The 21,557-nt window shown below is 64.0% G+C and carries 18 protein-coding genes; 5 read left to right on the forward strand and 13 right to left on the reverse strand.

The window, feature by feature from the left end:
- The first annotated feature begins 139 nt into the window (after positions 1–139).
- Positions 140–823: a nitroreductase gene (locus tag QY049_RS32380; protein ID WP_258762594.1), complete on the forward strand. Its 684-nt coding sequence runs from the start codon at positions 140–142 to the stop codon at positions 821–823.
- Between the two features lie 34 nt (positions 824–857).
- On the opposite strand, the gene QY049_RS32385 is transcribed toward QY049_RS32380, so the two are convergent.
- Both QY049_RS32385 and QY049_RS32390 read right to left on the reverse strand, forming a co-directional pair.
- Positions 858–1,271 carry a hypothetical protein gene (locus tag QY049_RS32385; protein ID WP_258762595.1) on the reverse strand — a complete coding sequence of 138 codons (414 nt, stop codon included), beginning with the start codon at positions 1,269–1,271 and terminating at the stop codon, positions 858–860.
- A 109-nt stretch (positions 1,272–1,380) separates the two neighbouring features.
- Positions 1,381–2,205: an NAD(P)-dependent oxidoreductase gene (locus QY049_RS32390; protein ID WP_258762596.1), complete on the reverse strand. Its 825-nt coding sequence runs from the start codon at positions 2,203–2,205 to the stop codon at positions 1,381–1,383.
- An 89-nt stretch (positions 2,206–2,294) separates the two neighbouring features.
- Here QY049_RS32390 and QY049_RS32395 point away from each other — a divergent pair, with 89 nt between their 5' ends.
- A complete protein-coding gene (locus QY049_RS32395; RefSeq protein WP_237863632.1) occupies positions 2,295–3,272 on the forward strand; it encodes an SMP-30/gluconolactonase/LRE family protein in 978 nt (325 codons plus the stop codon).
- A gap of 90 nt (positions 3,273–3,362) precedes the next feature.
- On the opposite strand, the gene QY049_RS32400 is transcribed toward QY049_RS32395, so the two are convergent.
- Together QY049_RS32400 and QY049_RS32405 are read right to left on the reverse strand one after the other, a co-directional pair.
- On the reverse strand, positions 3,363–4,793 hold the full coding sequence (locus tag QY049_RS32400; RefSeq protein ID WP_258762597.1) for an aldehyde dehydrogenase family protein: 1,431 nt from the start codon (positions 4,791–4,793) through the stop codon (positions 3,363–3,365).
- Between the two features lie 270 nt (positions 4,794–5,063).
- A complete protein-coding gene (locus QY049_RS32405; protein WP_258762598.1) occupies positions 5,064–7,427 on the reverse strand; it encodes a transketolase in 2,364 nt (787 codons plus the stop codon).
- Between the two features lie 137 nt (positions 7,428–7,564).
- Here QY049_RS32405 and QY049_RS32410 point away from each other — a divergent pair, with 137 nt between their 5' ends.
- On the forward strand, positions 7,565–8,026 hold the full coding sequence (locus tag QY049_RS32410) for an Lrp/AsnC family transcriptional regulator (RefSeq protein WP_258762599.1): 462 nt from the start codon (positions 7,565–7,567) through the stop codon (positions 8,024–8,026).
- A 4-nt stretch (positions 8,027–8,030) separates the two neighbouring features.
- Here QY049_RS32410 and QY049_RS32415 read toward each other — a convergent pair whose 3' ends face one another.
- The 9 genes from QY049_RS32415 to QY049_RS32455 form a co-directional block, all read right to left on the reverse strand.
- On the reverse strand, positions 8,031–9,065 hold the full coding sequence (locus QY049_RS32415) for a zinc-binding dehydrogenase (protein WP_301270395.1): 1,035 nt from the start codon (positions 9,063–9,065) through the stop codon (positions 8,031–8,033).
- Between the two features lie 105 nt (positions 9,066–9,170).
- Positions 9,171–10,112 (reverse strand): DMT family transporter, encoded by a 942-nt coding sequence (locus tag QY049_RS32420; protein WP_194477041.1) that lies wholly within the window; start codon positions 10,110–10,112, stop codon positions 9,171–9,173.
- Positions 10,113–10,300: 188 nt separating this feature from the next.
- A complete protein-coding gene (locus QY049_RS32425) occupies positions 10,301–11,140 on the reverse strand; it encodes an aldo/keto reductase (RefSeq protein ID WP_258762601.1) in 840 nt (279 codons plus the stop codon).
- Between the two features lie 46 nt (positions 11,141–11,186).
- Positions 11,187–12,089 carry an SMP-30/gluconolactonase/LRE family protein gene (locus tag QY049_RS32430; protein WP_258762602.1) on the reverse strand — a complete coding sequence of 301 codons (903 nt, stop codon included), beginning with the start codon at positions 12,087–12,089 and terminating at the stop codon, positions 11,187–11,189.
- Between the two features lie 238 nt (positions 12,090–12,327).
- Complete coding sequence (locus QY049_RS32435) at positions 12,328–15,033, reverse strand: nitrate reductase (protein ID WP_258762603.1); 2,706 nt, start codon at positions 15,031–15,033, stop codon at positions 12,328–12,330.
- A 15-nt stretch (positions 15,034–15,048) separates the two neighbouring features.
- A complete protein-coding gene (locus QY049_RS32440) occupies positions 15,049–16,266 on the reverse strand; it encodes an NAD(P)/FAD-dependent oxidoreductase (protein WP_258762604.1) in 1,218 nt (405 codons plus the stop codon).
- 10 nt (positions 16,267–16,276) lie between these two features.
- On the reverse strand, positions 16,277–16,705 hold the full coding sequence (locus QY049_RS32445; protein WP_258762605.1) for a globin family protein: 429 nt from the start codon (positions 16,703–16,705) through the stop codon (positions 16,277–16,279).
- Positions 16,706–16,827: 122 nt separating this feature from the next.
- The gene (locus tag QY049_RS32450; RefSeq protein WP_194477047.1) at positions 16,828–18,210 is read right to left on the reverse strand and encodes an MFS transporter; all 1,383 of its coding nucleotides are present in this window, start codon (positions 18,208–18,210) and stop codon (positions 16,828–16,830) included.
- A 190-nt stretch (positions 18,211–18,400) separates the two neighbouring features.
- Positions 18,401–18,613, reverse strand: coding sequence for a hypothetical protein (locus tag QY049_RS32455; protein ID WP_258762606.1), 213 nt, complete (start codon positions 18,611–18,613; stop codon positions 18,401–18,403).
- A 283-nt stretch (positions 18,614–18,896) separates the two neighbouring features.
- Here QY049_RS32455 and QY049_RS32460 point away from each other — a divergent pair, with 283 nt between their 5' ends.
- A complete protein-coding gene (locus tag QY049_RS32460) occupies positions 18,897–19,736 on the forward strand; it encodes a formate/nitrite transporter family protein (protein ID WP_194477049.1) in 840 nt (279 codons plus the stop codon).
- Between the two features lie 69 nt (positions 19,737–19,805).
- Positions 19,806–21,539 carry a bifunctional protein-serine/threonine kinase/phosphatase gene (locus QY049_RS32465; protein WP_258762607.1) on the forward strand — a complete coding sequence of 578 codons (1,734 nt, stop codon included), beginning with the start codon at positions 19,806–19,808 and terminating at the stop codon, positions 21,537–21,539.
- Positions 21,540–21,557: the final 18 nt, after the last annotated feature.

Genomic DNA, 21,557 nt, shown 5'->3' on the forward strand with positions numbered 1-21,557 from the left:
ATGTGTCCTCGCAAATCCTGCACGTCCGTGAGGTTGGCAAACAGGAAGAGGCCGAACTCTTTGCTCGTCAGAAAGCAATGGACATGACCAGAACTGTGAGGGAGAACGCGACATCACGCCAATTTCAGGATGCCGTAAAATGGAATTTGATGATGTCATTCTCGGCCGGCGAAGCATTCGCGGTTACAAGCCCGACCCTGTCCCGCCGGAATTGATCAAGGAAATCCTGGCGCTGGCCATGCGCGCGCCATCGTCGATGAATACCCAGCCGTGGAATTTCTACGTCATCACCGGAGCGCCGCTGGATCGTATCCGTCAGGGCAACACCGAGCGCAATCTGGCGGGCGTGCCGCACTCGCGCGAATTTCGAACCGGCCAGGCATTCGAGGGCGTGCATCGCGAACGCCAGATTGGCGTTGCCAAGCAGCTGTTCAGCGCCATGGGAATCGCGCGGGATGACAAGCAGCAGCGGCAAGACTGGGTCCTGCGCGGCTTTCGCCAGTTCGACGCGCCGGTGTGCGTGATCATCACATATGATCGCGAGCTGGCCTCCAGCGACGATACGGCCTTTGACTGCGGCGCGGTGGCGACCGCGCTCGTCAACGCGGCCTGGTCGCGGGGGCTTGGCGCCGTGATCAACAGCCAGGGGATCATGCAATCCCCCGTCGTGCGCGAGCATGCCGGGATTGCGGATGATCAGGTGATCATGAAAAGCATCGCGCTCGGCTGGCCTGATCACAGCTTTCCAGCCAATGCCGTCGTTTCCGAGCGCAAGTCGGTCGATGAGGCCACGACGTTCGTTGGATTTGCGAGCGGAGCCTAGAAGCAGCCGCCGTCAATCGAAGCTTGTCTCCCGTTCAGTACCGTCGAAGCAGCCCACGATCCACGCCGGCATCGCCGTAGCCGGCGCAGGCCGCTTTCGGGTCCTTGATCAGATCCGCCCGGACGCGCCTGAATCGCTTGCCCGCCGCGTCCGAGACCTCGGGGCGGAATTTGGCGGGATCATAGCTCTCGCCGTCGCGCGCCTTGATGGCTGCCGAATACGCGTCGATCATCGCCATCGCGGCATTGGGACTGCCGAGCAGCCGCGCACCGAGCCGAACGCCGCCCGAACCGTCGGCCTCGTAGCCGACGCATCGTTGTTCGAGCACCGCGGATGCCGTGACGAGCTGATCGAGAAATATCGCCTCGGCGTCGCTGAGTGGTGCGGCCTGCGCTGGTGCCGACGCGATCAGCGCGAGCGGTGCGATGAAGGACAATTTGAATTTCATTGTCGTGACTCCCGAATTGCGACCGCACAAATCGAGAGCCAGACGATGCCCGCAGTGACGTTGATCTAAATCAAGCGCTCCGGGACGACCCCGACCATGACGACAAAGATCAGCGCTTATTCCAATCGATGATCCGGCTCTCATCGCCGTCGAATTCGTTGCTGCAGAAGGCGCCGCCCTGGAAGTGATCGCCGACCGGATCGGGCTTCAGCTTGGCCTGCTCGGCCATGGCGTGCGCGACGTGATCCTCGGAGCGGCCGATCGGGCGATAGCCGAACTCGTAGGCGCGATGGTTGTCCCACCAGGCGCGCTCGTTCAGCGACACGCCGTAGAAGATCTCGAAATGAATGTCGGGATGCTCCAGGCCGATCCGGCAGAGTTGCACCAGGTCTTCCGGCATCAGCCACATGGCGATACGGCGATGGTCGAGCGGGCGCTCGTCGCAATTGCCGATGCGGATGCAGGTGACCTTCAGCCCGTGCTTGTCGGCATAGAGCGCGCCGACAGCTTCGCCGAACACCTTGCTGACGCCGTAGCGGCCGTCCGGGCGCACGGTGACGTTGGTGTCGATCCTGCGGTGGCGCGGATAGAAGCCGACCGTGTGGTTCGACGAGGCGAACACCACGCGCTTGACGCCCTTGCGATACGCCGCCTCGAACAGATTGTAGCCACCGATGATGTTGGCCTGGAGAATGTCGTTCCAGGGGCCCTCGACCGAATAGCCGCCGAAATGGATGATGCCGTCGACGCCCTCGCAAATCGCCTCGCACTGTGCGAGGTCCGACAGGTCCGCCGCCTTGAACTGCTCGTTGGGCCCGAGATCCTTCGGCGCGCGGATGTCGCTGAGCAGGAGCTCCGGATAGATCGGCGGCAGCAATTTGCGCAGGCGCGTTCCGATCCCGCCCGAAGCTCCCGTCATCAAGATGCGCGGCATGTCTTTCCTCGTCTTTGGTGACCGATTTGCCGTCACGTGTCTCTAATGATAGCAGGATTGTCCAGAGGGAACGAAACGAGAGAACCGGCATGAATGAGGCATCGTCCCACAATCAGGAGCGGTCAGGCTGGCGGCCGGCGAGCTACTATCCCGATCCGGCCATTCACGCGCTCGATCCCCGCTTCGAGAAATACTGGTTGAAACTCTCGGCGGTGGAACGGCTGGCGACCGGCCTGCGTTGGGCCGAGGGTCCGGTGTGGTTCGGCGACGGGCGCTATCTGCTTTGCAGCGATATCCCGAACCAGCGCATCATCAAATGGGAGGAAGAGACCGGCGCGGTCTCGAACTTCCGTAAGCCCTCCAATTTCGCCAATGGCAACACCAGGGATCGCCAGGGCCGCTTGGTGACTTGCGAGCACGGCGGCCGTCGCGTGACCCGCACGGAGCATGACGGCGAGATCACCGTGCTGATGGATCAATTCAATGGCAAGCGGCTGAATTCGCCGAACGATGTCGTTGTTAAATCGGACGGCTCGATCTGGTTCACCGATCCGATCTTCGGCATCCTCGGCAATTACGAGGGCTACAAGTCCGAGCCCGAGATCGACATGAACGTCTACAGGCTCGACCCGGAGACCCGCAAGGCCACCGTCGTGGCCGAGGGTGTGCTCGGGCCGAACGGGCTCGCCTTCTCACCGGACGAGAAAATCCTCTACCTCATCGAGTCCCGCGGCGTGCCGACCCGCAAAATTCTCGCCTATGACGTCTCGCCTTCCGGCGACAAGCTTTCGAACAAGCGCGTCTTCGTCGATGCTGGCCCCGGCACGCCGGACGGTTTCCGCGTCGACATCGACGGCAATCTCTGGTGCGGCTGGGGCATGGGCGATCCCGAGCTCGACGGCGTCGTGGTGTTCGCACCCGACGGCGTCATGATCGGCCGCATCGCGCTGCCCGAGCGCTGCGCCAATCTCTGCTTCGGCGGCGTCAAGCGCAACCGCCTGTTCATGGCGGCAAGCCAGTCGATCTACGCGCTGTATGTGAATACGCAGGGCGCGGTGGGGGGATAGGCACGCGACCTGAGCCTCGCGCGCAAGGATCAAACGAAAAACGCCGGAGCGGTTTCCCGCCCCGGCGTCGTTCTGTTCGCGCTCTAACGCTTACGCTGCGTTGAAGCCGGCCACCGCCTTCACTTCGAGGAAGTCCTCGAGGCCGTACTTGCCCCACTCGCGGCCGTTGCCCGACTGCTTGTAGCCACCGAACGGCGCGGTGCGGTCGTTGGGCACGCCCTGAAGGTTGACGTTGCCGGCGCGGATCTGGCGACCGACGCGCTTGGCGTCCTCGACCGACGCGCCGGAGACGTAACCAGCGAGGCCATAGGGCGTGTCGTTGGCGATGTGCACGGCGTCGGCTTCGTCCTTGGCGCCGAGGATGGTCAGCACCGGTCCGAAGATTTCTTCGCGGGCGATCGTCATCTCGGGGGTGACGTCGGCGAAGATGGTCGGGCGGACATAGAAGCCCTTGTTGACGCCTTCGGGCAGGCCCGGGCCGCCGGCGACGAGCGTTGCGCCCTCGTCGATGCCCTTCTTGATCAGCGCCTGGATCTTGTCCCACTGGCCGCGGTTGACCACGGGGCCGATCGTCGTGCCTTCCGCGCGCGGATCGCCCGCCTTGGTCTTGTCGGCGACGGCCTTCGCGATCGCGGCGACTTCCTTCATCTTCGACAGCGGCACGATCATGCGCGAAGGCGCGTTGCAGGACTGGCCGGAGTTGTTGAACATGTGCATCACGCCGCCGGTCACCGCCTTGGTGAGGTCGGCACCTTCGAGGATGACGTTGGGCGACTTGCCACCCAGCTCCTGGCTGACGCGCTTCACGGTCGGCGCCGCGCGCTTGGCGACGTCGATGCCGGCGCGGGTCGAGCCGGTGAAGGAGATCATGTCGATGTCGGGGTGCTCGCTCATGGCGGCGCCGACCTCGGGGCCGAGGCCGTTGACGAGGTTGAACACGCCCTTCGGCACGCCGGCTTCATGGAGGATTTCCGCAAAAATCAAAGCCGAGGTCGGGGTGAACTCGCTGGGCTTCAGGATCATGGTGCAGCCGGCCGCGAGCGCGGGTGCGACCTTGCAGGCGATCTGGTTGAGCGGCCAGTTCCAGGGCGTGATCATGCCGACCACGCCGATCGGCTCGCGCAGCACCATGGCGGTGCCGACCGGCTCCTCGAAATGATAGTTCTTGAGCACATCGAGCGTGGTCATGAGATGGCCAAGGCCGGCGCCGGCCTGCAGCTTCTCGGCCATCGGCAGCGGCGCGCCCATCTCGTCGGAAACGGCGGCGCCGATCTCCTTGAGACGGCCTTTGTAGATCTCGATCACCTTGGTGAGCAGCGCGACGCGCTCTTCACGGCTGGTCTGGGAGAAAGTCACGAAGGCGCGCTTGGCGGCGGCAACCGCCTTGTCCACATCGGCCTTGGATCCGAGCGCAACCTCGTACATCGCCTCTTCCGTCGCGGGGTTCACCACGGCGGTGGACTTCTTGACGGCGGGATCGACCCAGGCGCCGTCGATGTAGAATTGCATGCGATTGACCATCGTTAACCTCTTCTTGGGGGCTTGGAGGGGGCGTTTCGGCAGGCATCCTTGCACGAAAGCGCCAGCAATTGAACCCGCCATATGCGGGGCCAGCGTTGCGGCGGACGGAGGTTATATGAGCCGATGGCGGGAACGTGGCAAGGCTCTCTCGGATGTCATTCCGGGACGCGCCCCTTTGGCGCGGGCCCGGAATCCATACTCCCGATCGTGGTTATGGATTCCGGGCTCGACGCTACGCGTCGCCCCGGAACGACGAGGAGGTTACTTCCACTACACAGCCATCTTCCGATGCAGCACCGGCGCACCGGCGGTGAGACTTTCCGCCGCATCGATGATTGCATTGGCGTCGATGCCGTAGTGGCGGTAGAGGTCGGCGATGGTGCCGGTCTGGCCGAACTGCTCGACGCCAAGCGCCTCGACGCGGTGGCCACGGACGCTGCCGAGCCAGCCGAGCGCGGAGGGATGGCCGTCGATCACGGTCACGATGCCGCAGTCGCGCGGCAGCGGCGCCAGCAGCTTTTCGATGTGGCTGAGATGCTGCACGCCGCGCCTGTCGCGCCGCATTTTCCGTGCGGCGGTCCATCCCGCATGCAGCCGATCGGCCGAGGTAATCGCGAGCAGGCCGATGTCGCGCCTGTTCTCACCGATGAAGCCGGTCGCCTCGATCGCTTCCGGCGCAACCGCACCGGTATAGGCGATCACGAGTTCGGCATTGGGGCCGGGCTTGCGCAGCCAATAGGCGCCGTCGGTGATGCCCTGTTGCAGCTCCGGTGTCATGATGCGCTGAGCCTGCTCGATCGACCGCGTCGAGAGCCGCAAGTACACCGAACCGCCCTCGCCCGGATCGCGCTGCATGTGCTCGAAGCCCCATCCCATGATCACGGCGAGCTCGTCGACGAAAGCAGGCTCGAACGAGGCGAGCCCGTCCTGCGCCATCCCGATCAGCGGTGTTGCGATCGACTGGTGCGCACCACCTTCGGGCGCGAGCGTGATGCCTGACGGCGTCGCCGCCACCATGAAGCGCGCATCCTGGTAGCAGGCGTAGTTCAGCGCATCGAGGCCGCGCTCGATGAAGGGATCGTAGAGCGTGCCGACCGGCAAGAGGCGCGCGCCGTTGATCTGGTGCGACAGGCCGAGCGCCGAGAGCATGATGAACAGGTTCATCTCGGCAATGCCGAGCTCGAGATGCTGGCCCTTCGGCGAGAACTCCCAGTTGAAGGTGGACGGAATTTTCTCGCTGCGGAATAAGTCCGCTTTCTCGCCGCGCGCGAACAGGCCGCGCCGGTTCACCCACGGGCCGAGATTGGTCGAAACCGTGACGTCGGGCGACGTCGTGACGATGCGTTTTGCCAGTTCGCTGTCGCCGCGCGCGATCTCGTTCAGCACGAGGCCGAAGCCCTGCTGCGTGGACATCTGCGGCGACGGCTTGAACGCGAGTTGGGCGGGCACCTCGACGACGGGCGCAGTCAGCCGGCGGCCATCCCGGTTGAACGGCACGCCCGCCAGGAAAGCGTCGAGCTCGGCGGCGTCTTGCGTCAGGCCTTCATACTTGTCCCATTCATGGCCGGAACGGATGTTCTGGCTCTCGCGATATTTCTCCATCTGCGCGACCGTCATCAGGCCGGCATGGTTGTCCTTGTGGCCCTGGAACGGCAGGCCGACGCCCTTGATGGTGTAGGCGATGAAGCAGACCGGGCGGTCATGGTCGATGGACTCGAACGCCTCGACCATGCTCGCCATGTCGTGGCCGCCGAGATTCGACATCAGCGCGAGCAGCTCCTCGTCGCTGCGCTTGTCGATCAATTTCGTGATCGGGCCCTGGTCGCCGATCTCGTCATGCAGATGCTTGCGGAAGGCGGCGCCGCCCTGGAAGCACAGCGCGGCGTAGAGCGCGTTCGGGCAATTGTCGATCCAGCGCTTCAGCGCCTCGCCGCCGGACTCGGCAAAAGCCTCGCGCATCAGGCGGCCGTATTTCACGATGACGACGTCCCAGCCGAAATTGCGGAACATCGTCTCGAACTTTTCCCAGAGACCTTCGCGCACGACGGCGTCGAGCGATTGCCTGTTGTAGTCGACCACCCACCAGGTGTTGCGCAGGCCGTGCTTCCACCCCTCCGCGAGGGCCTCGAAAATGTTGCCCTCGTCCATCTCCGCATCGCCGACGAGGGCGATCATCCGCCCCTCGCGGCGATCCTTCATCCAGCCGTGCGCCTTGACGTAGTCCTGCACCAGCGAGGCGAACAACGTCTGCGCCACGCCGAGGCCGACCGAACCGGTCGAGAAATCGACGTCGTCGACATCCTTGGTGCGCGAGGGATAGGACTGCGCGCCCTTGAAGCCGCGAAAGTTCTCCAGCTTCTCGCGGCTCTGCCGGCCAAACAAGTATTGGATGGCGTGGAATACCGGGCTCGCATGCGGCTTCACCGCGACGCGATCCTCGGGCCGCAGCACATGGAAATACAGCGCGGACATGATGGTCGCGAGCGAGGCTGACGAAGCCTGGTGGCCGCCGACCTTGAGGCCATCGGTGTTGGGGCGGATGTGGTTGGCGTGATGGATGGTCCATGACGACAGCCACAGCGCCTTGCGGGCCAGTGCAGTCAGCGTGTCGAGGCGGGCGGAATCAACGGGCATGGCAATGTGCTCCCGGAAAACAGGTTGCGACGATGATACGCCTGCGGCGGGCGCCAAACTTCTCAATTTTTCGCGCCATACCCCCGAATATTGGGATACTTTACCAAGACAGAACGCTAGAAGCAGGTTTCATCCCAATGCCCGAGCTCGACGCCATCGACCGCAAGATTCTCGGCCACCTCCAGACCGACAGCCGGCTGACCATGCAGGAACTCGCCGACAAGGTCGGGCTCTCGGTCTCGCCCTGCCATCGCCGGGTGAAACTGCTCGAGGAGCGCGGCGTGATCTCGCGCTACATCGCCACCGTTGACCAGAAGGCGCTGGGTCTGCATGTCAGCGTCTTCATCTCGATCAAGCTGGCGCGGCAGAAGGAGGAGGACCTCAACCGCTTCGCCCGCGCCATCTCGAAATGGGACGAGGTGCTGGAGTGCTATCTGATGACCGGCAACCGCGATTATCTGCTCCGCGTCGTCGCCGCCGACCTCGCCTCCTACGAGACCTTCCTGAAGACCAAGCTGACGCGGCTCGACGGCATCGCCTCGATCGAGTCCAGCTTTGCGCTCAGCCAGGTCAAATATTCGATCGCGCTGCCGGTGTGAGGCCTCACCGCCACGGCTGCACGATGATCTTGGTGTGCGCCTCGGGATTTGCGAGATCGGCGAACGCCTTTGCGACACCGTCGATGCCCACTTCCGCCGTCACCATCGCTGCGGCATCCACCTGCCCTTCGGCGATCAGGCGCAGCGACGCTGCAAACTCATCCGGCGTGTAGCCGAGCACGTACTGGACGTTGAGCTCCTTCATGATGCCGAGCATGGGCTCGTTTTTGTCGCTCTCCATGCAGACGCCGACCACGACGACCTTCGCATCGCGCGGCGCGCCCTCGAACACCTGCTGCAACAGGCCCGGAACGCCGACGCATTCGAAGATGATTGCCGGCTTCAGCGCGGGCAGCATGGCCTGGAACAGCGGTCGCGCCGCCTTCTCCGCCTCCGACATCTGCGCGTGCTCGGCCCAGGTTGCGTAGGGCTGCGACACCTTGGGATCGACGACGATGTCGGCGCCGAGCTTGGTGGCGAGCGCGCGGCGCGCCGGCGAATAGTCGGCCGCGACGATCGGATGCAGGCCCTTGATCCTGAGCGCGGCGATCACGGCGAGCCCGACCGGGCCGCATCCAATCACCAGCGGCACCTCACCTCCACGGATATCGGCTTTTTCGACCGCGTGAACGCCGACGGCGAGCGGCTCGGTCAGCGCGGCGTGTTCGGGCGCAAGGCCGTTCGGCACTTCCAGCAGCAGCGGCTCACTGAGCAACATCTGTTCCGCATAGCCACCGACGAAGTCGTTGGAGTAGCCGATGCCCTTGATGCCCTCGGGCGTCAGCAGCGCCGGCAGCGAGCACACATGCGTGCCCGGCTTGAGCTTGCGTACGGTGCCGGGGCCGTAGTCGACAATCTCGCAGCAGAACTCGTGGCCGAACACGACGTCGCGCGACAGATCCATCGCCGGTCGCCCGGTCTTCTTCGCCATTTCCACCATTCGTGGGGCATGCTGGCGCGCGTGCAGATCGGAACCGCAGATGCCGCAGGCGAGCGTCTTGACCAGCACCTGGCCGGGGCCGGGCTTCGGTTCGGCCATATGACCGACGACAATCTCACCGTTCCTAAAAATCGCAGCGCGCATCCGGCTCCTCCCCATTCGTTGGAACCGTTGATAGCACGAAGCGGGACGCGTGGACTTGCGTCAGGGGTTCGGAGAACGCGCCGCCTGCACCAGAAGCTGGGCGCGGCGGACGCGCTCGCGATGGGCGATGTAGAGACCGCTGGCGACGATGAAGGCCGCGCCCGTGACGGTCCAGATGTCGGGTACTTCACCGAACAGGAAGAAGCCCAGGATGCTGACCCACAGCAATTGCGTGTAGGAGAACGGGGCCAGCACCGAGGCATCGCCGTAGCGATAGGCGAGCACGATGATCCACTGGCCGATGGTGGAGGCAAGGCCGATCACGATGCCGAGGCCGATGCCGGTCCAGGTCGGCGTCACCCAGACGAACGGCACCATGATGCTGAGGATCGCAACGCCGGTCAGCGCCGAATACGCCATCGTGGTGAGCACGGCCTCGCGGCCGCTCATCAGGCGCGTCATGATCAGCGCGGCAGCCCAGCAGAACGCCGAGACGATCGGGAAGAACGCGGCGGCGTGGAACGCGCTCGAACCGGGCCGCAGGATGATCATCACACCCACGAGGCCGACCGCTGTCGCGATCCAGCGGCGCATGCCCACCTTCTCGCTCAGGAAGATGATCGAGAGCGCGGTGACGAACAGCGGCGAGACGAAGCCGGTGGCGGAGGCTTCCGCGATGGGAAGGAAACGCAGGCCCGTGATGAAGAACAGCGAGGATCCCAGCAGCGCGACGCCACGCATCAATTGCAGCCCGAGACGCTCGGTGCGCATCGCGTGCAGCGGCGAGCCCGGCAGCATCACCGGGGTGAACATCAGCGCGAAGGTGACGAAGCGGATCCAGGTGATCTCGATCGACGGCAGGCTGGTCGAAAGATATTTCGCGGTGACGTCCGAGCAGCCGAGAAACACCGTCGACAGCAGCACCAGCGCGATGCCTTTGAAGGGATGATCGACGCGCGCAGGCGCGCGGCGAGCCTCCTGCTTCTTCTGAGGCATGGGCATGGGAATACTGTCGAGCCTTGCGGCTGCGGCGGGCGGCGGTGTCACTGTGGGAACCCGGCAAGAATGCGATTCGAGAACCGCCCATAAAAACGACAAATGCGCCGCTTTCACAACTTCCGAAAACAGGATGCCGATATGCGCTCAGGTCCGCGCGCGTCAATACTCCATTAATAATAGGAGTTTGTGCGCTACAGCATGGGCAGGCCGCGCGGCTTCGGACCGCGCGGAAACACCGCATCCAGCGCCGAAATCTCCTCCTTCGTCAGCACGAGATCGCCCGCGGCCGCATTTTCGCCGGCATGATCCGCGGACGAAGCCTTCGGGATCGCGAACACCGTAGTCGCACGGGTGAGGAAGCTCAGCGCGACCTGACGCGGCGTCGCACGACGCGCCTCCGCGATGCGCGCGAGCACGGCGCCGCCCTTGCTGCGTTCATCGGGGAAATCATCGTGCCCGAACGGCGAGTAGGCCACGACCGCAACGCCGTGCCGCTCGCACCACGGGATCACCGCATGCTCGATCGCGCGCTCCTTGAGATGATAGAGCACTTGATTGCAGGCGATCTTGCCTTGGCCCGAGACCTCCAGCATTTCGTCGAGATCGTCGGCGTCGAAATTGGAGACGCCCCACGATTTGATCTTGCCTGATGTCACCAGCTCCTCGAACGCGGCGACGGTGTCTTCGAGATCATAGGAGCCGCGCCAGTGCAGCAGATAGCAATCGAGGCTGTCGGTCTTCAGCCGCTTGAGCGAGCGTTCGCAAGCCGTGATGGTGCCGCGCCGCGAGGCATTGCTCGGCAGCACCTTCGAGACCAGAAAGACCTCGTCGCGGCGGCCGGCGATCGCATCGGCGATAACGAGCTCGGCATCGCCATACATCTCGGCGGTGTCGATATGGGTCATGCCGAGATCGAGCGCGCGCTGAAGCGCCGCGATCGCGCGCTTGCGATCGCCGTGGTCGAGATACCAGGTGCCCTGCCCGATGACGGAGACGTTGGCGCCGGTCCTGCCGAAGGATTTCGTGTTCATGTTCGCTCCGAAGCCGCTCTTCGAGTGAGGCAAACTGCCATCGCGCTCAAGAGTTCAATCCGCTGATGTCCGCGACCAGCACGCTGCCTGTCGCCGACTCCGTGATATAGAGCCGATCTTTCTTCGGGCCGCCGATGGCGACGTTGGTGCAGTTCGGCCCGGCGCAAGACTTGATCCGCGCGATCAATTCGCCGTTCGGCGCGAACACGAAGACGTGGCCGAGCGAGGCGTGGCCGACGAACAGCCGGCCGCTTGCGTCCATGGTCATGCCATCAGGACCCGATGTACCGAACAGCGTGCAGAACCGACCGACCTTCGAGACGCTGCCGTCCGTCATGAACGGCAGCCGCCACACTGCATTGTCGCGCGTCATGGCAACGAACAGCACGCGTTCGCCGGGATCGAGCACGAGCCCGTTCGGGCTGATGCCGGTGTCGATGAGGCAATCGAGCCGGCCGCTTGCGGTCAGGCGATAGACGCGGCCACTGGGATCGTGCAGGCCGGTCTGGCCCTGGTCGGTGAAGAAGATGTCGCCGTTGGAAGCGAGATGCAGATCGTTGCAGCCGCGGAACGATTCCGAATTACGCGACGTCAGGATCGGCTTGATGCGCCCGGCCTTTGCGTCGAGCTCCATGATCCCGTGCATGTAGTCGGCCACGAAGATGCGACCGTCGGCCGCGATCTTCAGCCCGTTCGGCCATCCCTCATATTCGATCACGAGCGACCACGCGCCATCAGGCGCGATACGGAAGATGCGGCCGAAGGGAATGTCGACGATGTAGAGATTACCGTCCTTGTCGAAGGATGGACCTTCGATGAAGCTATCTGTCGACACACCAGGTCGGTTGGCGTCGGCCCAATCCGTCCGCACGCCCTTGCGGCGGAACGTGTCGGGCATGACTGAGAAGATTTTGGTTTCGAACAGGCGCGGCGGCGTTTCCAGGTACATGATTGTTTTCAAAGGCGCTGAGGGGAGGCCGCGGCACCATAAGGCACAATCGCGGGCGCGTCGATTGGCGCGGGGGATAGCCCAGCCTCACAGTTTTCCCCGCGAAAGCGGGGATTCCAGTACGCCGCAGCTTCTCGGCGAGTCACTGATGTTTCGGCGTACTGGATCGCCCGGTCAAGTGATCTGTCCGGGCCAAGCATCAAGCCGGGCGATGACGGCGGAGGTTGAGGCGCCGATCCTACCCCGCCGCTCCGGCCAGCTTCGCCTCTTTCACTGCCACCGCCTCCGTCGTCGCGATCAGGCGCTTCAACTCGGGGATGCAGGAGCCGCAATTGGTGCCGGCCTTGAGTTTTGCGCCGATCTCGGCGGCGGTGCGCGCACCGGCCGCGATGCTGTCGCGGATGGTGCCGCGGCCGACGCCGAAGCAGGCGCAGACGATCGGGCCGGTCGAGGCGGCGCCCTCGCTGGACTTGCCCGACAGCAGCATGCGGCGCTGATCCTCGGTGACGCGATCGGCTGCGAACACGCCCTTCACCACCTCCCAGTCGCCGGCATCGTGCGCGGGGCCGACGAACAGGCACGTCTCGATGCGATCTCCAGCGAACGAGGCCGCGCGATAAACGCCGCCGCCGAAATCGCGATAGTCGGCGACGTCCTCGCCGGCGAGGCCGTCGAGCCAGGCCGGCCAGCGCGACAGATCCGCATTGTCGGCGAAGAGATAGCCGAACCCGCCGGAGACAGTGACGCGGGTCCACAACAGGTTAGCCGGCAGATCGAGCTGCTTTCGCGACAACGCGAAACCGCGGAAGACGAATTCATAAAGCGCGATCGCCGCAGGCGTCGCCTTCGATTCCGGCTGCCCCGAGAACGGATCGGTGAAGGACTGCACCAGCGCGCCAACGCGGCCGTGCGAGGCGTTCATCGCACTCCAGTGGATCGGCACGAACAGCGTGCCGCGCTGCTGGCCCTCACTGACGACGACCTTCAGAATGCACTGGCCGAAATCGGTGGTGATGCGGGCATAGCCGTCATGGACGATGCCGTATTTGCCGGCATCATCAGGGTGAATCTCGACGAACGGCTCAGGCAGATGCGCGCCGAGCCGCTTGCTCAGGCCCGTGCGCGTCATGGTGTGCCACTGGTCGCGGATACGCCCGGTGTTGAGGCGCAGGGGCCGCGACGGACCGGTCTCGCTGCGCAGCGCCGGCACCTCCGGCGCGACGAAGCGACCCTTGCCGTCATTGGTGAAGAAGCCACCGCTCGCGAAGAAGCGCTCGCCCGGCGCCCGGCCTTCGCGTGCGGGCCATTGCACCGGCGTCAAGGCATCGAACGCCTCGTCGGACAACGAGGTGAGCGCGCCGATATCGAAATCGCGGCTACCGTTGTTCTCGAACGCCGAAAGCGCGGCATGCTCGCGAAATATCTCGGCGGCCGATTTGTAATTGAAGCTGTCGCCGAAGCCGAGACGTTTTGCGGTTTCGCTCAGAATCCACCAGTCCGGCCGCGCTTCGCCGGGCGCCGGCAGGAACGATCGCTGGCGCGAGATGCGACGTTCAGAATTGGTCACCGTGCCCGACTTCTCGCCCCAGGCCAGCGCCGGCAGCAGAACATGCGGCCCGGCTTCGACCGTGTCGTTGGAGAATACGTTCTCGGACACGACGAACAGCTCGAGCTTCTTCAGCGCCTCGCGCACGAAATCCGCGTCAGGCAGCGACACCGCGGGGTTGGTGCCCATCACCCACAGCGCCTTGACCTCGCCGCGGTTGATCGCCTCGAACAGCTGCACCGCCTTCAGCCCTTCGTGGGTGGCGATATGCGGCGCCCTCCAGAAGCGCCTGACACGGTCGATGTCCGGCGGCGTGAAGCTCATGTGCGCCGCGAGCATGTTGGCGAGGCCGCCGACCTCGCGGCCGCCCATCGCGTTGGGCTGCCCGGTGAGCGAGAACGGCGAAGCGCCCGGCTTGCCGATGCGCCCGGTGGCGAGATGGCAGTTCAGGATCGCATTGACCTTGTCGGTGCCCTGCGCCGACTGGTTGACGCCCTGCGAGTAGAGCGTGACGACGCGCTCGGTGTCGCGGAACATCCTGAAGAAGGTCGCGACGTCCTGCTCGGAGAGGCCCGTCGCCAGCGCCGTCGCCGTGACGTTGCCGGCGATGCTGCGCGCACGCGCCAGCGCATCGTCGAATCCGCCGGTGTTCTGCGCGATGTAATCGCGATCGAGCGTACCGTGGTCGGCGAGATGGACGAACAGTCCGGAGAACAGCGCGGTGTCGGTGCCGGGCTTCAGGCCGAGGAATAGATCGACATCGCTCGCGGTATCGGTGCGGCGCGGATCGATCACGACCATCCGGGCACCACGCTCCCCTCGGTTCTTCAGCATGCGCTGGAACAGCACGGGATGGCACCAGGCCGCGTTCGAGCCCACGAAGACGAGCAGATCGGCCTGGTCGAGATCCTCATAGCAGCCGGGCACCGTATCGCTGCCGAAGGCACGGCGATGGCCGGCGACCGAGGACGACATGCAGAGCCGGGAATTGGTGTCGACGTTGGCGGTGCCGACAAAGCCCTTCATCAGCTTGTTGGCGACGTAATAATCCTCGGTCAGAAGCTGGCCCGAGAGATAGAACGCGACCGCGTCGGCGCCGTCGCGCGCCACGATGTGCTGCATGCGGTGGGCCACGTGATCCAGCGCATCGCTCCAGGCGACGCGCTCGAGCACACCCTTGCAGCGGATCATCGGATAGAGCAACCGGCCCTCGAGTCCGACAGTCTCGCCAAGCGCAGAGCCCTTCGAGCACAGCCGGCCGAAATTGGCGGGATGGTCCGGGTCGCCCGCGATCGCGGCGCCACCCGCGCCGTCAGGCGTTGCGAGCACGCCACAGCCGACGCCGCAATAAGGACAAGTCGTCTTGGTGGTGCGGAGCGTCGTATCGATCGCCGTCATCTCAGGCAGCCTCCGTCACGCCGCTTTGGAGGGAATCGCGAGCGCACGGCCAAACATCATGTCGGCGCGGATCCCGGCGATCTTCTCGCGGGTGCGGATCAGCTCGAGATACCAGAGCGCATCCGCGGTCTCGCCGATCAGCACCGCGCCGGCGAGGCATCCGCCTGAAATCACGAGCTTCTTGTAGGTGCCGCGCCGGCGATCGGTCAGGACCAGGCTCTCGCTGCCCTCCCCGCCCATGAAGTCGCCGGCGGAGAACACGCTGACGCCGGACACTTTCAGATTGGTCGAGACCACGCTGCCCCGATAGGCGGCGGGACGGCCGCCGAGATGCCGCGCCAGCACGCGCGCCTGCTCATAGGCCGGCTCGACCAGGCCGTAACAGGTGCCGCGATGCTCGGCGCATTCACCGAGCGCGTAGATGTCGGGCGATGCGGTCTGCATCACGTCGTCGACGACGATGCCGCGATTGACCGCGATGCCGGCTTCGCTGGCCAGCGCAACGTTGGGCCTGATGCCGGCGGCGAAGATCACCGCATCCGCCTCGATGCGGCTGCCGTCGGCAAGCTCGACGGCTTCGACATTTCGCTCGCCATGGATGCGCGCGGTCGAGGCATTGAGCAGGATGCGGATGCCCTTGCGCTCCACCAGCGTCTTGAGCAGATCGGCGGCCGGCCCATCGAGCTGGCGCTCCATCAGCCGGTCCATCAGATGCAGCAGCGTCACCGGCGCGCCGGCTTTCGCCAGGCCATAGGCCGCCTCGAGCCCGAGCAGGCCGCCGCCGACCACGACGACGCGCTTCTTCGCCGCCGCCAGCGTCAACAGCAAATCGACATCACGCGTATCGCGAAAAGTATGCACGCCGGCGAGATCGGCGCCTGACACGTTGAGGCGCAGCGGCGTCGATCCGGTTGCGAGCACGAGCTTGGAATACTCCATGCTCTCTTCGCCTGCGATCTTGAGCTCGCGGCGACCGGTGTCGATCTCGGTGACGCGATAGCCGTAGCGCACGGTGACGCCGCGATGGCGCCACCAGTCGGCGGGCCTGAGCTCGATCTCGTGCGAGCCGGTCTCGCCGGCCAGCACGGATGAGAGCAACACTCTGTTGTAAGCGAGCCGCGGCTCCTCGCCGATCACAGCGACCGCGTAGCGGCCGAGCGCGGTCTTGGCGAGCTCGTCGACGAGACGAGCTGCGGCCATACCGTTACCGACGATGACGAGCGGCTCACTCACAAGGCATCTCCTATTCGGCGGCCTGCGCTCTAGCGCCATAGGCCTCGGAAATCATGTAGCCGGACAGCACGCCGTAGGCGTCCGTCCAGGCGGTGGCGAGCTCGGGCGTCCATGCATCGCCGAGGCCCTTTTCCAGGGTCCACAGCAAGGTCGCGCCGACCACGGGATAGTGCTCGGCCTTGGCGCCGTAAGCGACGTGGCGCTTGGCGAGCGCGGAGGCCGCGGGAAGAATCGCCTCGAGATTCGACAGGCCGCCGACGACAGCGGCGAGCATGCCCATCAGCTTCTTGCGCTGTTCGGTCATGTCCTCGGGAAACATTGCGCGCACGGAGGGAGCGACTTCGAACAAGCGGTCGTAGAACAGCTGCGAAGCTGCTTCTGAAATCGGTGCGACCTTGGAAAAGCTCTGCTGCACGAGGGCGATCTGCTGTGGCGTCATGATGGTTTCCTGTCTGTTTCGGTCTGCCTTTGTCCGCGCCGTTGCGGAAAAAGTTCATGGGTCAAACGTCATCAGAGAGTCTTCTCCCCGCGTACGGGGAGAAGCGTGTTTCATGCCTAGCGTCACACTCTTGCTTCGGCGAGGCTTGGCGCGCCTTCAGCCTGCGCGCTGCGACGCAGGTAGAACCACCAGGTCAAAGCGAGGCAGCAGGCGTAGAATGCGAGGAAGATGGCAAGCGCGAGCTGCGGACCTCCGGTTGCCGCAATCGACTTGCCGAAGCTGCTCGGGATCAGATAACCGCCGACAGCACCGACCGCGCCTATGAAGCCGACAGCCGCACCGCTCTCGATGCTCGCGGTCTTCAGCGCCAGCGCGCGCGCCGCATCGCCCTTGCCGCGCACCTTGAACAGGTTTTCCTCCCGGAAGATCGAGGGGATCATGCGGTAGGTCGAACCGTTGCCGATGCCCGTCGTCAGGAATAGGACCAGGAACATCGACAGGAAGCCGGTGAAGTCCTTCTGCCCGACGAAATACAACACGCCGATCGTGGCCGCCGCCATCGCGATGAAATTCCAGAAGGTGATGATGGAGCCGCCGACCTTGTCGGCAAGCCAGCCGCCGAACGGACGTGACAGCGAGCCGACCAGCGGACCCAGGAATGCGATCGAGATCGTGACCGTGGGAAACTGGGTCTTGATCAGCAGCGGAAACGCGGCGGAGTATCCGATGAAGGAGCCGAACGTTCCGATGTAGATGAAAGCCATGATCCAGGTGTGCTTGCGCTTGACGATGGCAAGCTGGTTCTTGATCGACGACTTGGCCGAAGTCAGGTTGTTCATGAAGAACACCGCGCCGAACACCGCGATCGCGATCGGCAGCACCCACATCAGGCCGGCGTTCTGGAGATAGACGCCGCCGACCGGCGTTGCCTGGAACAGATTGATGACGGCGAGCGTCATCAGGATCGGCGTCAGGAGCTGCACGCTGGAGACGCCGATGTTGCCGCCGGCGGCGTTCAGGCCAAGCGCCCATCCCTTCATCCTGTCCGGGAAGAAGAAGGAGATGTTGGTCATGCTGGACGCGAAATTGCCGCCACCGAGGCCCGCGGTCGACGCAACCATCAGCATCAGCCAGAACGGCGTTTCGGGCTGGCCGACGAAGTACGCAAGCGCGAGCGTCGGGATGAACAGCACGGCTGCGCTGAAGATGGTCCAGTTGCGGCCGCCGAAGGTGGTCACTGCGAAAGTGTAGGGGAAGCGCATCAAGGCGCCGATCAGTCCCGGCACCGCCACGAGTTGGAACAGCTCGTCGGTCGAGTAGTGGAAGCCCGCCTGCGGCAGCTTGGTCGCGACGATGCTCCAGATCAGCCAGACGGAGAAGCCGATGTGTTCGGCGACGATCGACCAGATCAGGTTACGCCGGGCGACGGCTTTGCCGCCCGCATTCCAGAACGCCTCATCTTCGGGGCGCCAGTCAGAAATCCACGTCGGATTGCCTTCCTTCATTGGAAAAAGTCCCTTTCGCTAGGAAGCGGGACACCGACGGACGCGGAGGCGCAAAGATGCACGCTCGGGGAGGCCCCCGTTTTCGGCGGTGTCACGATTTGAATGATTGCTCGTTGACGGCGTCGATGGCGTCGAAACCCCTAATTCAAGCTCCGTGCCAAATTGGCAGATGATAGAAATGTCACTTCTTTCAATTGGTTACCTGAATTGATGAAAAAATAATCACGCCTACAATTGCATCAAAAACTTGCGACACGCTCATTTCTTGAATGCAGATTCGCCCGTTGATTGTGCGTCGCACAAGCCTTGGGCATGAGCCCGTTTTTACGCCAGCGATCGCCTCAGGGGCCGATGCGACCTGCCCAAACAGGGGCGATCCTGCTTCCAGCGCGGTCAGGTCCACGCTCGAAACGCATCCGCTCCGGGCCGGATCGTCTGGCACATCGATTGCTTCAGTTTGTCCTAGTCAACGATGACTGACAGTGAGCCGGAGCGTTCAGCCCTGGAAGCCACTGGGAAGCCTGTTCGCTGGTCCGCCAAGGCGCGGTCATCGTGACGCTCTCCCTTTGTGCATGGGCCTTCTACGGTACGCACACCGTCTACGGGAGGCGAAAGCTCACTGGTCTGACAGAACGTCGATCCGGCACTCGCCGGCTCGATCGATCACATGAGCAAGGGAGCTGTTGATGTCGTATCTCGCGCCTTCGGAATTCGTCACCAAGATGGTGGACGCGGGCGAATCCAAGATATTCATGTCCACCCGGGATACGGTGATCCGCGCCTATATGGCCGGCGCGATCCTGGCACTCGCGGCCTGGTTCGCCGTCACGATCAACGTCAACACCGGCCAGCCGATCATCGGGGCGCTGCTGTTTCCGGTCGGGTTCTCCATGCTCTATCTGCTTGGGTTCGACCTTCTGACCGGCGTCTTCGTACTCGCGCCGCTCGCGCTGATCGACAAACGACCGGGCGTGACGCTTGGCGGCGTACTGCGCAACTGGGGTCTCGTCTTCATCGGCAATTTCGGCGGCGCGCTCACCGTGGCCTTCATGATGGCTTTCGTGACGACCTTCGGTTTCACCCAGGATCCCGACAAGGTCGGCACGGCCATCGGCAATATAGGCGAAGGCCGAACGCTCGGCTACGCGGCGCATGGCGCCGCCGGCATGGCGACACTGTTCATTCGCGGCATGCTGTGCAACTGGATGGTCTCGACCGGCGTCGTCGGCGCGATGATCTCCACCACGGTTCCGGGCAAGGTGATCGCGATGTGGATGCCGATCCTTGTGTTCTTCTACATGGTGTTCGAGCATTCGGTCGTGAACATGTTTCTGTTCCCGTCCGGCCTGATGCTCCACGCCAAGTTCTCGATCCTGGACTATTTCATCTGGAACGAGATCCCGACCGTGCTGGGTAATCTGGTGGGCGGCCTCGCCTTCACGGGCCTGACGCTCTACACGACGCACGTGCTGACCAAGCCGAAGCGCCAGCCGGCCGCCAATTCGTCGACCCGCGCTGCGGCTTGATCGATTTGGTTCGAGCAACAAGGGAGCTTTGCCTGATAGGGTGAGGCTCCCTTTGCGTTGGTGGCGAGGATGGGCCGGGGCTTGCAAATCTCGATCGGACAGCACTCCGACAAGGGGCGCAAGCCGGTCAACCAGGACTTTCACGGCGCCCTGATCCCGACGGAGCCGCTGTTGAGCCTGAAGGGGATCGCCGTCGTCCTGGCCGACGGCATCTCGAGCAGCGCGGTCAGCCAGGAGGCGAGCGAGTCGGCGGTCAAGAGCTTCCTGACCGACTATTACTGCACCTCCGAATCCTGGACGGTGAAGAATTCGGCGCGGCGCGTGCTGGAAGCGACCAACTCGTGGCTGCACGCGGAAACGCGGCGGAGCCAGTACGCTTACGATCGCGACAAGGGTTACGTCTGTACCTTCACCGCAATGGTCGTGAAATCGACCACGGCCCACGTCTTCCACGTCGGCGACTGCCGGATCTATCGCGTCGCCGGCAAGGCCCTCGAACAGCTCACCGACGATCACCGCATCATGGTCTCGTCCGAGCAGACCTATCTCGGCCGCGCGCTCGGAATCAACCCGCAGATCGAAATCGACTACCAGGCGCTTCAGGTCGAAAAAGGCGACATCTTCCTGCTGGCGACCGACGGTGCCTACGAGTTCGTCGATCATCGCTTCGTCGCGAGCACGCTGGATGCCTGTGCCGGCGACCTGGACCGCGCAGCGAAGAGCATCGTCGAGGAGGCCTATCGGCGCGGCAGCGACGACAACATCACCGTTCAGATTCTGCGCATCGACGAGGTGCCGCAAGCTGGCTCATCCGATATTTTCGGCGGCACCGCCGAGTTGCCGCTGCCGCCGCTCCCTGAACCACGGGCTTTGTTCGATGGCTATCGCATCGTGCGCGAAGTGCATGCCAGCAGCCGCAGCCATATCTATCTGGCGGTCGACACCGAGACCGACGAGACGATCGCCCTGAAAATTCCCTCGATCGATCTCCGCGACGACCCCGCCTATTTGAAACGCTTCCTGATGGAGGAGTGGATTGCGCGGCGGATCGACAGCCCGCATGTCCTCAAGCCGCGCTCGCGATCCAGGCGACGCAACTACCTCTACGTTGCGACCGAATTCATCGAGGGGCAGACGCTGCGACAATGGATGCTGGACAATCCGCGCCCCGACATCGAAACCGTCCGTGGCATCGTCGACCAGATCGCGACGGGCCTGCGCGCCTTCCACCGCATGGAAATGCTGCATCAGGACCTGAGACCCGACAACGTCCTGATCGACAAGACCGGCACCGCAAAAATCATCGATTTCGGGGCGGTGAAGGTGGCCGGCGTCGTCGAGGCGGCACCGACTTCGACCGACTCCGACATTCTGGGTACGGTGCAATACACCGCCCCGGAATACTTCCTCGGCGAAGGCGGCTCGCCGCGCTCGGACATGTTCTCGCTGGCGACGATCTGCTACCAGATGCTGACGGGAAGCCTGCCTTATGGCACCCAGGTCTCCCGTATCAGGGGCCGATCGGATGCCTGGAAGCTGAGATACCGTCCGGCCAGCTGCGACGACCGGGCCGTTCCTGTCTGGATCGACGGCGCCCTTCGAAAGGCGCTGCATCCCGACCCGAACAAGCGCCACGAGGACCTGTCCGAATTCACCTACGAACTCCGGAACCCCAATCCGGCCTATCTCGGCACGCCGACGACGCCCTTGATCGAGCGCAATCCGCTGCTGTTCTGGAAGTTGACGACGGTGTTGCTGGCCTGCGCCGTGATAGCCCTGCTCGCCCTGCTGCACGCGCGCTAAGCGGCGCCAGTCACGCTC

This window comes from Bradyrhizobium sp. WYCCWR 13022, from assembly GCF_030435535.1.
GTDB lineage: Bacteria > Pseudomonadota > Alphaproteobacteria > Rhizobiales > Xanthobacteraceae > Bradyrhizobium.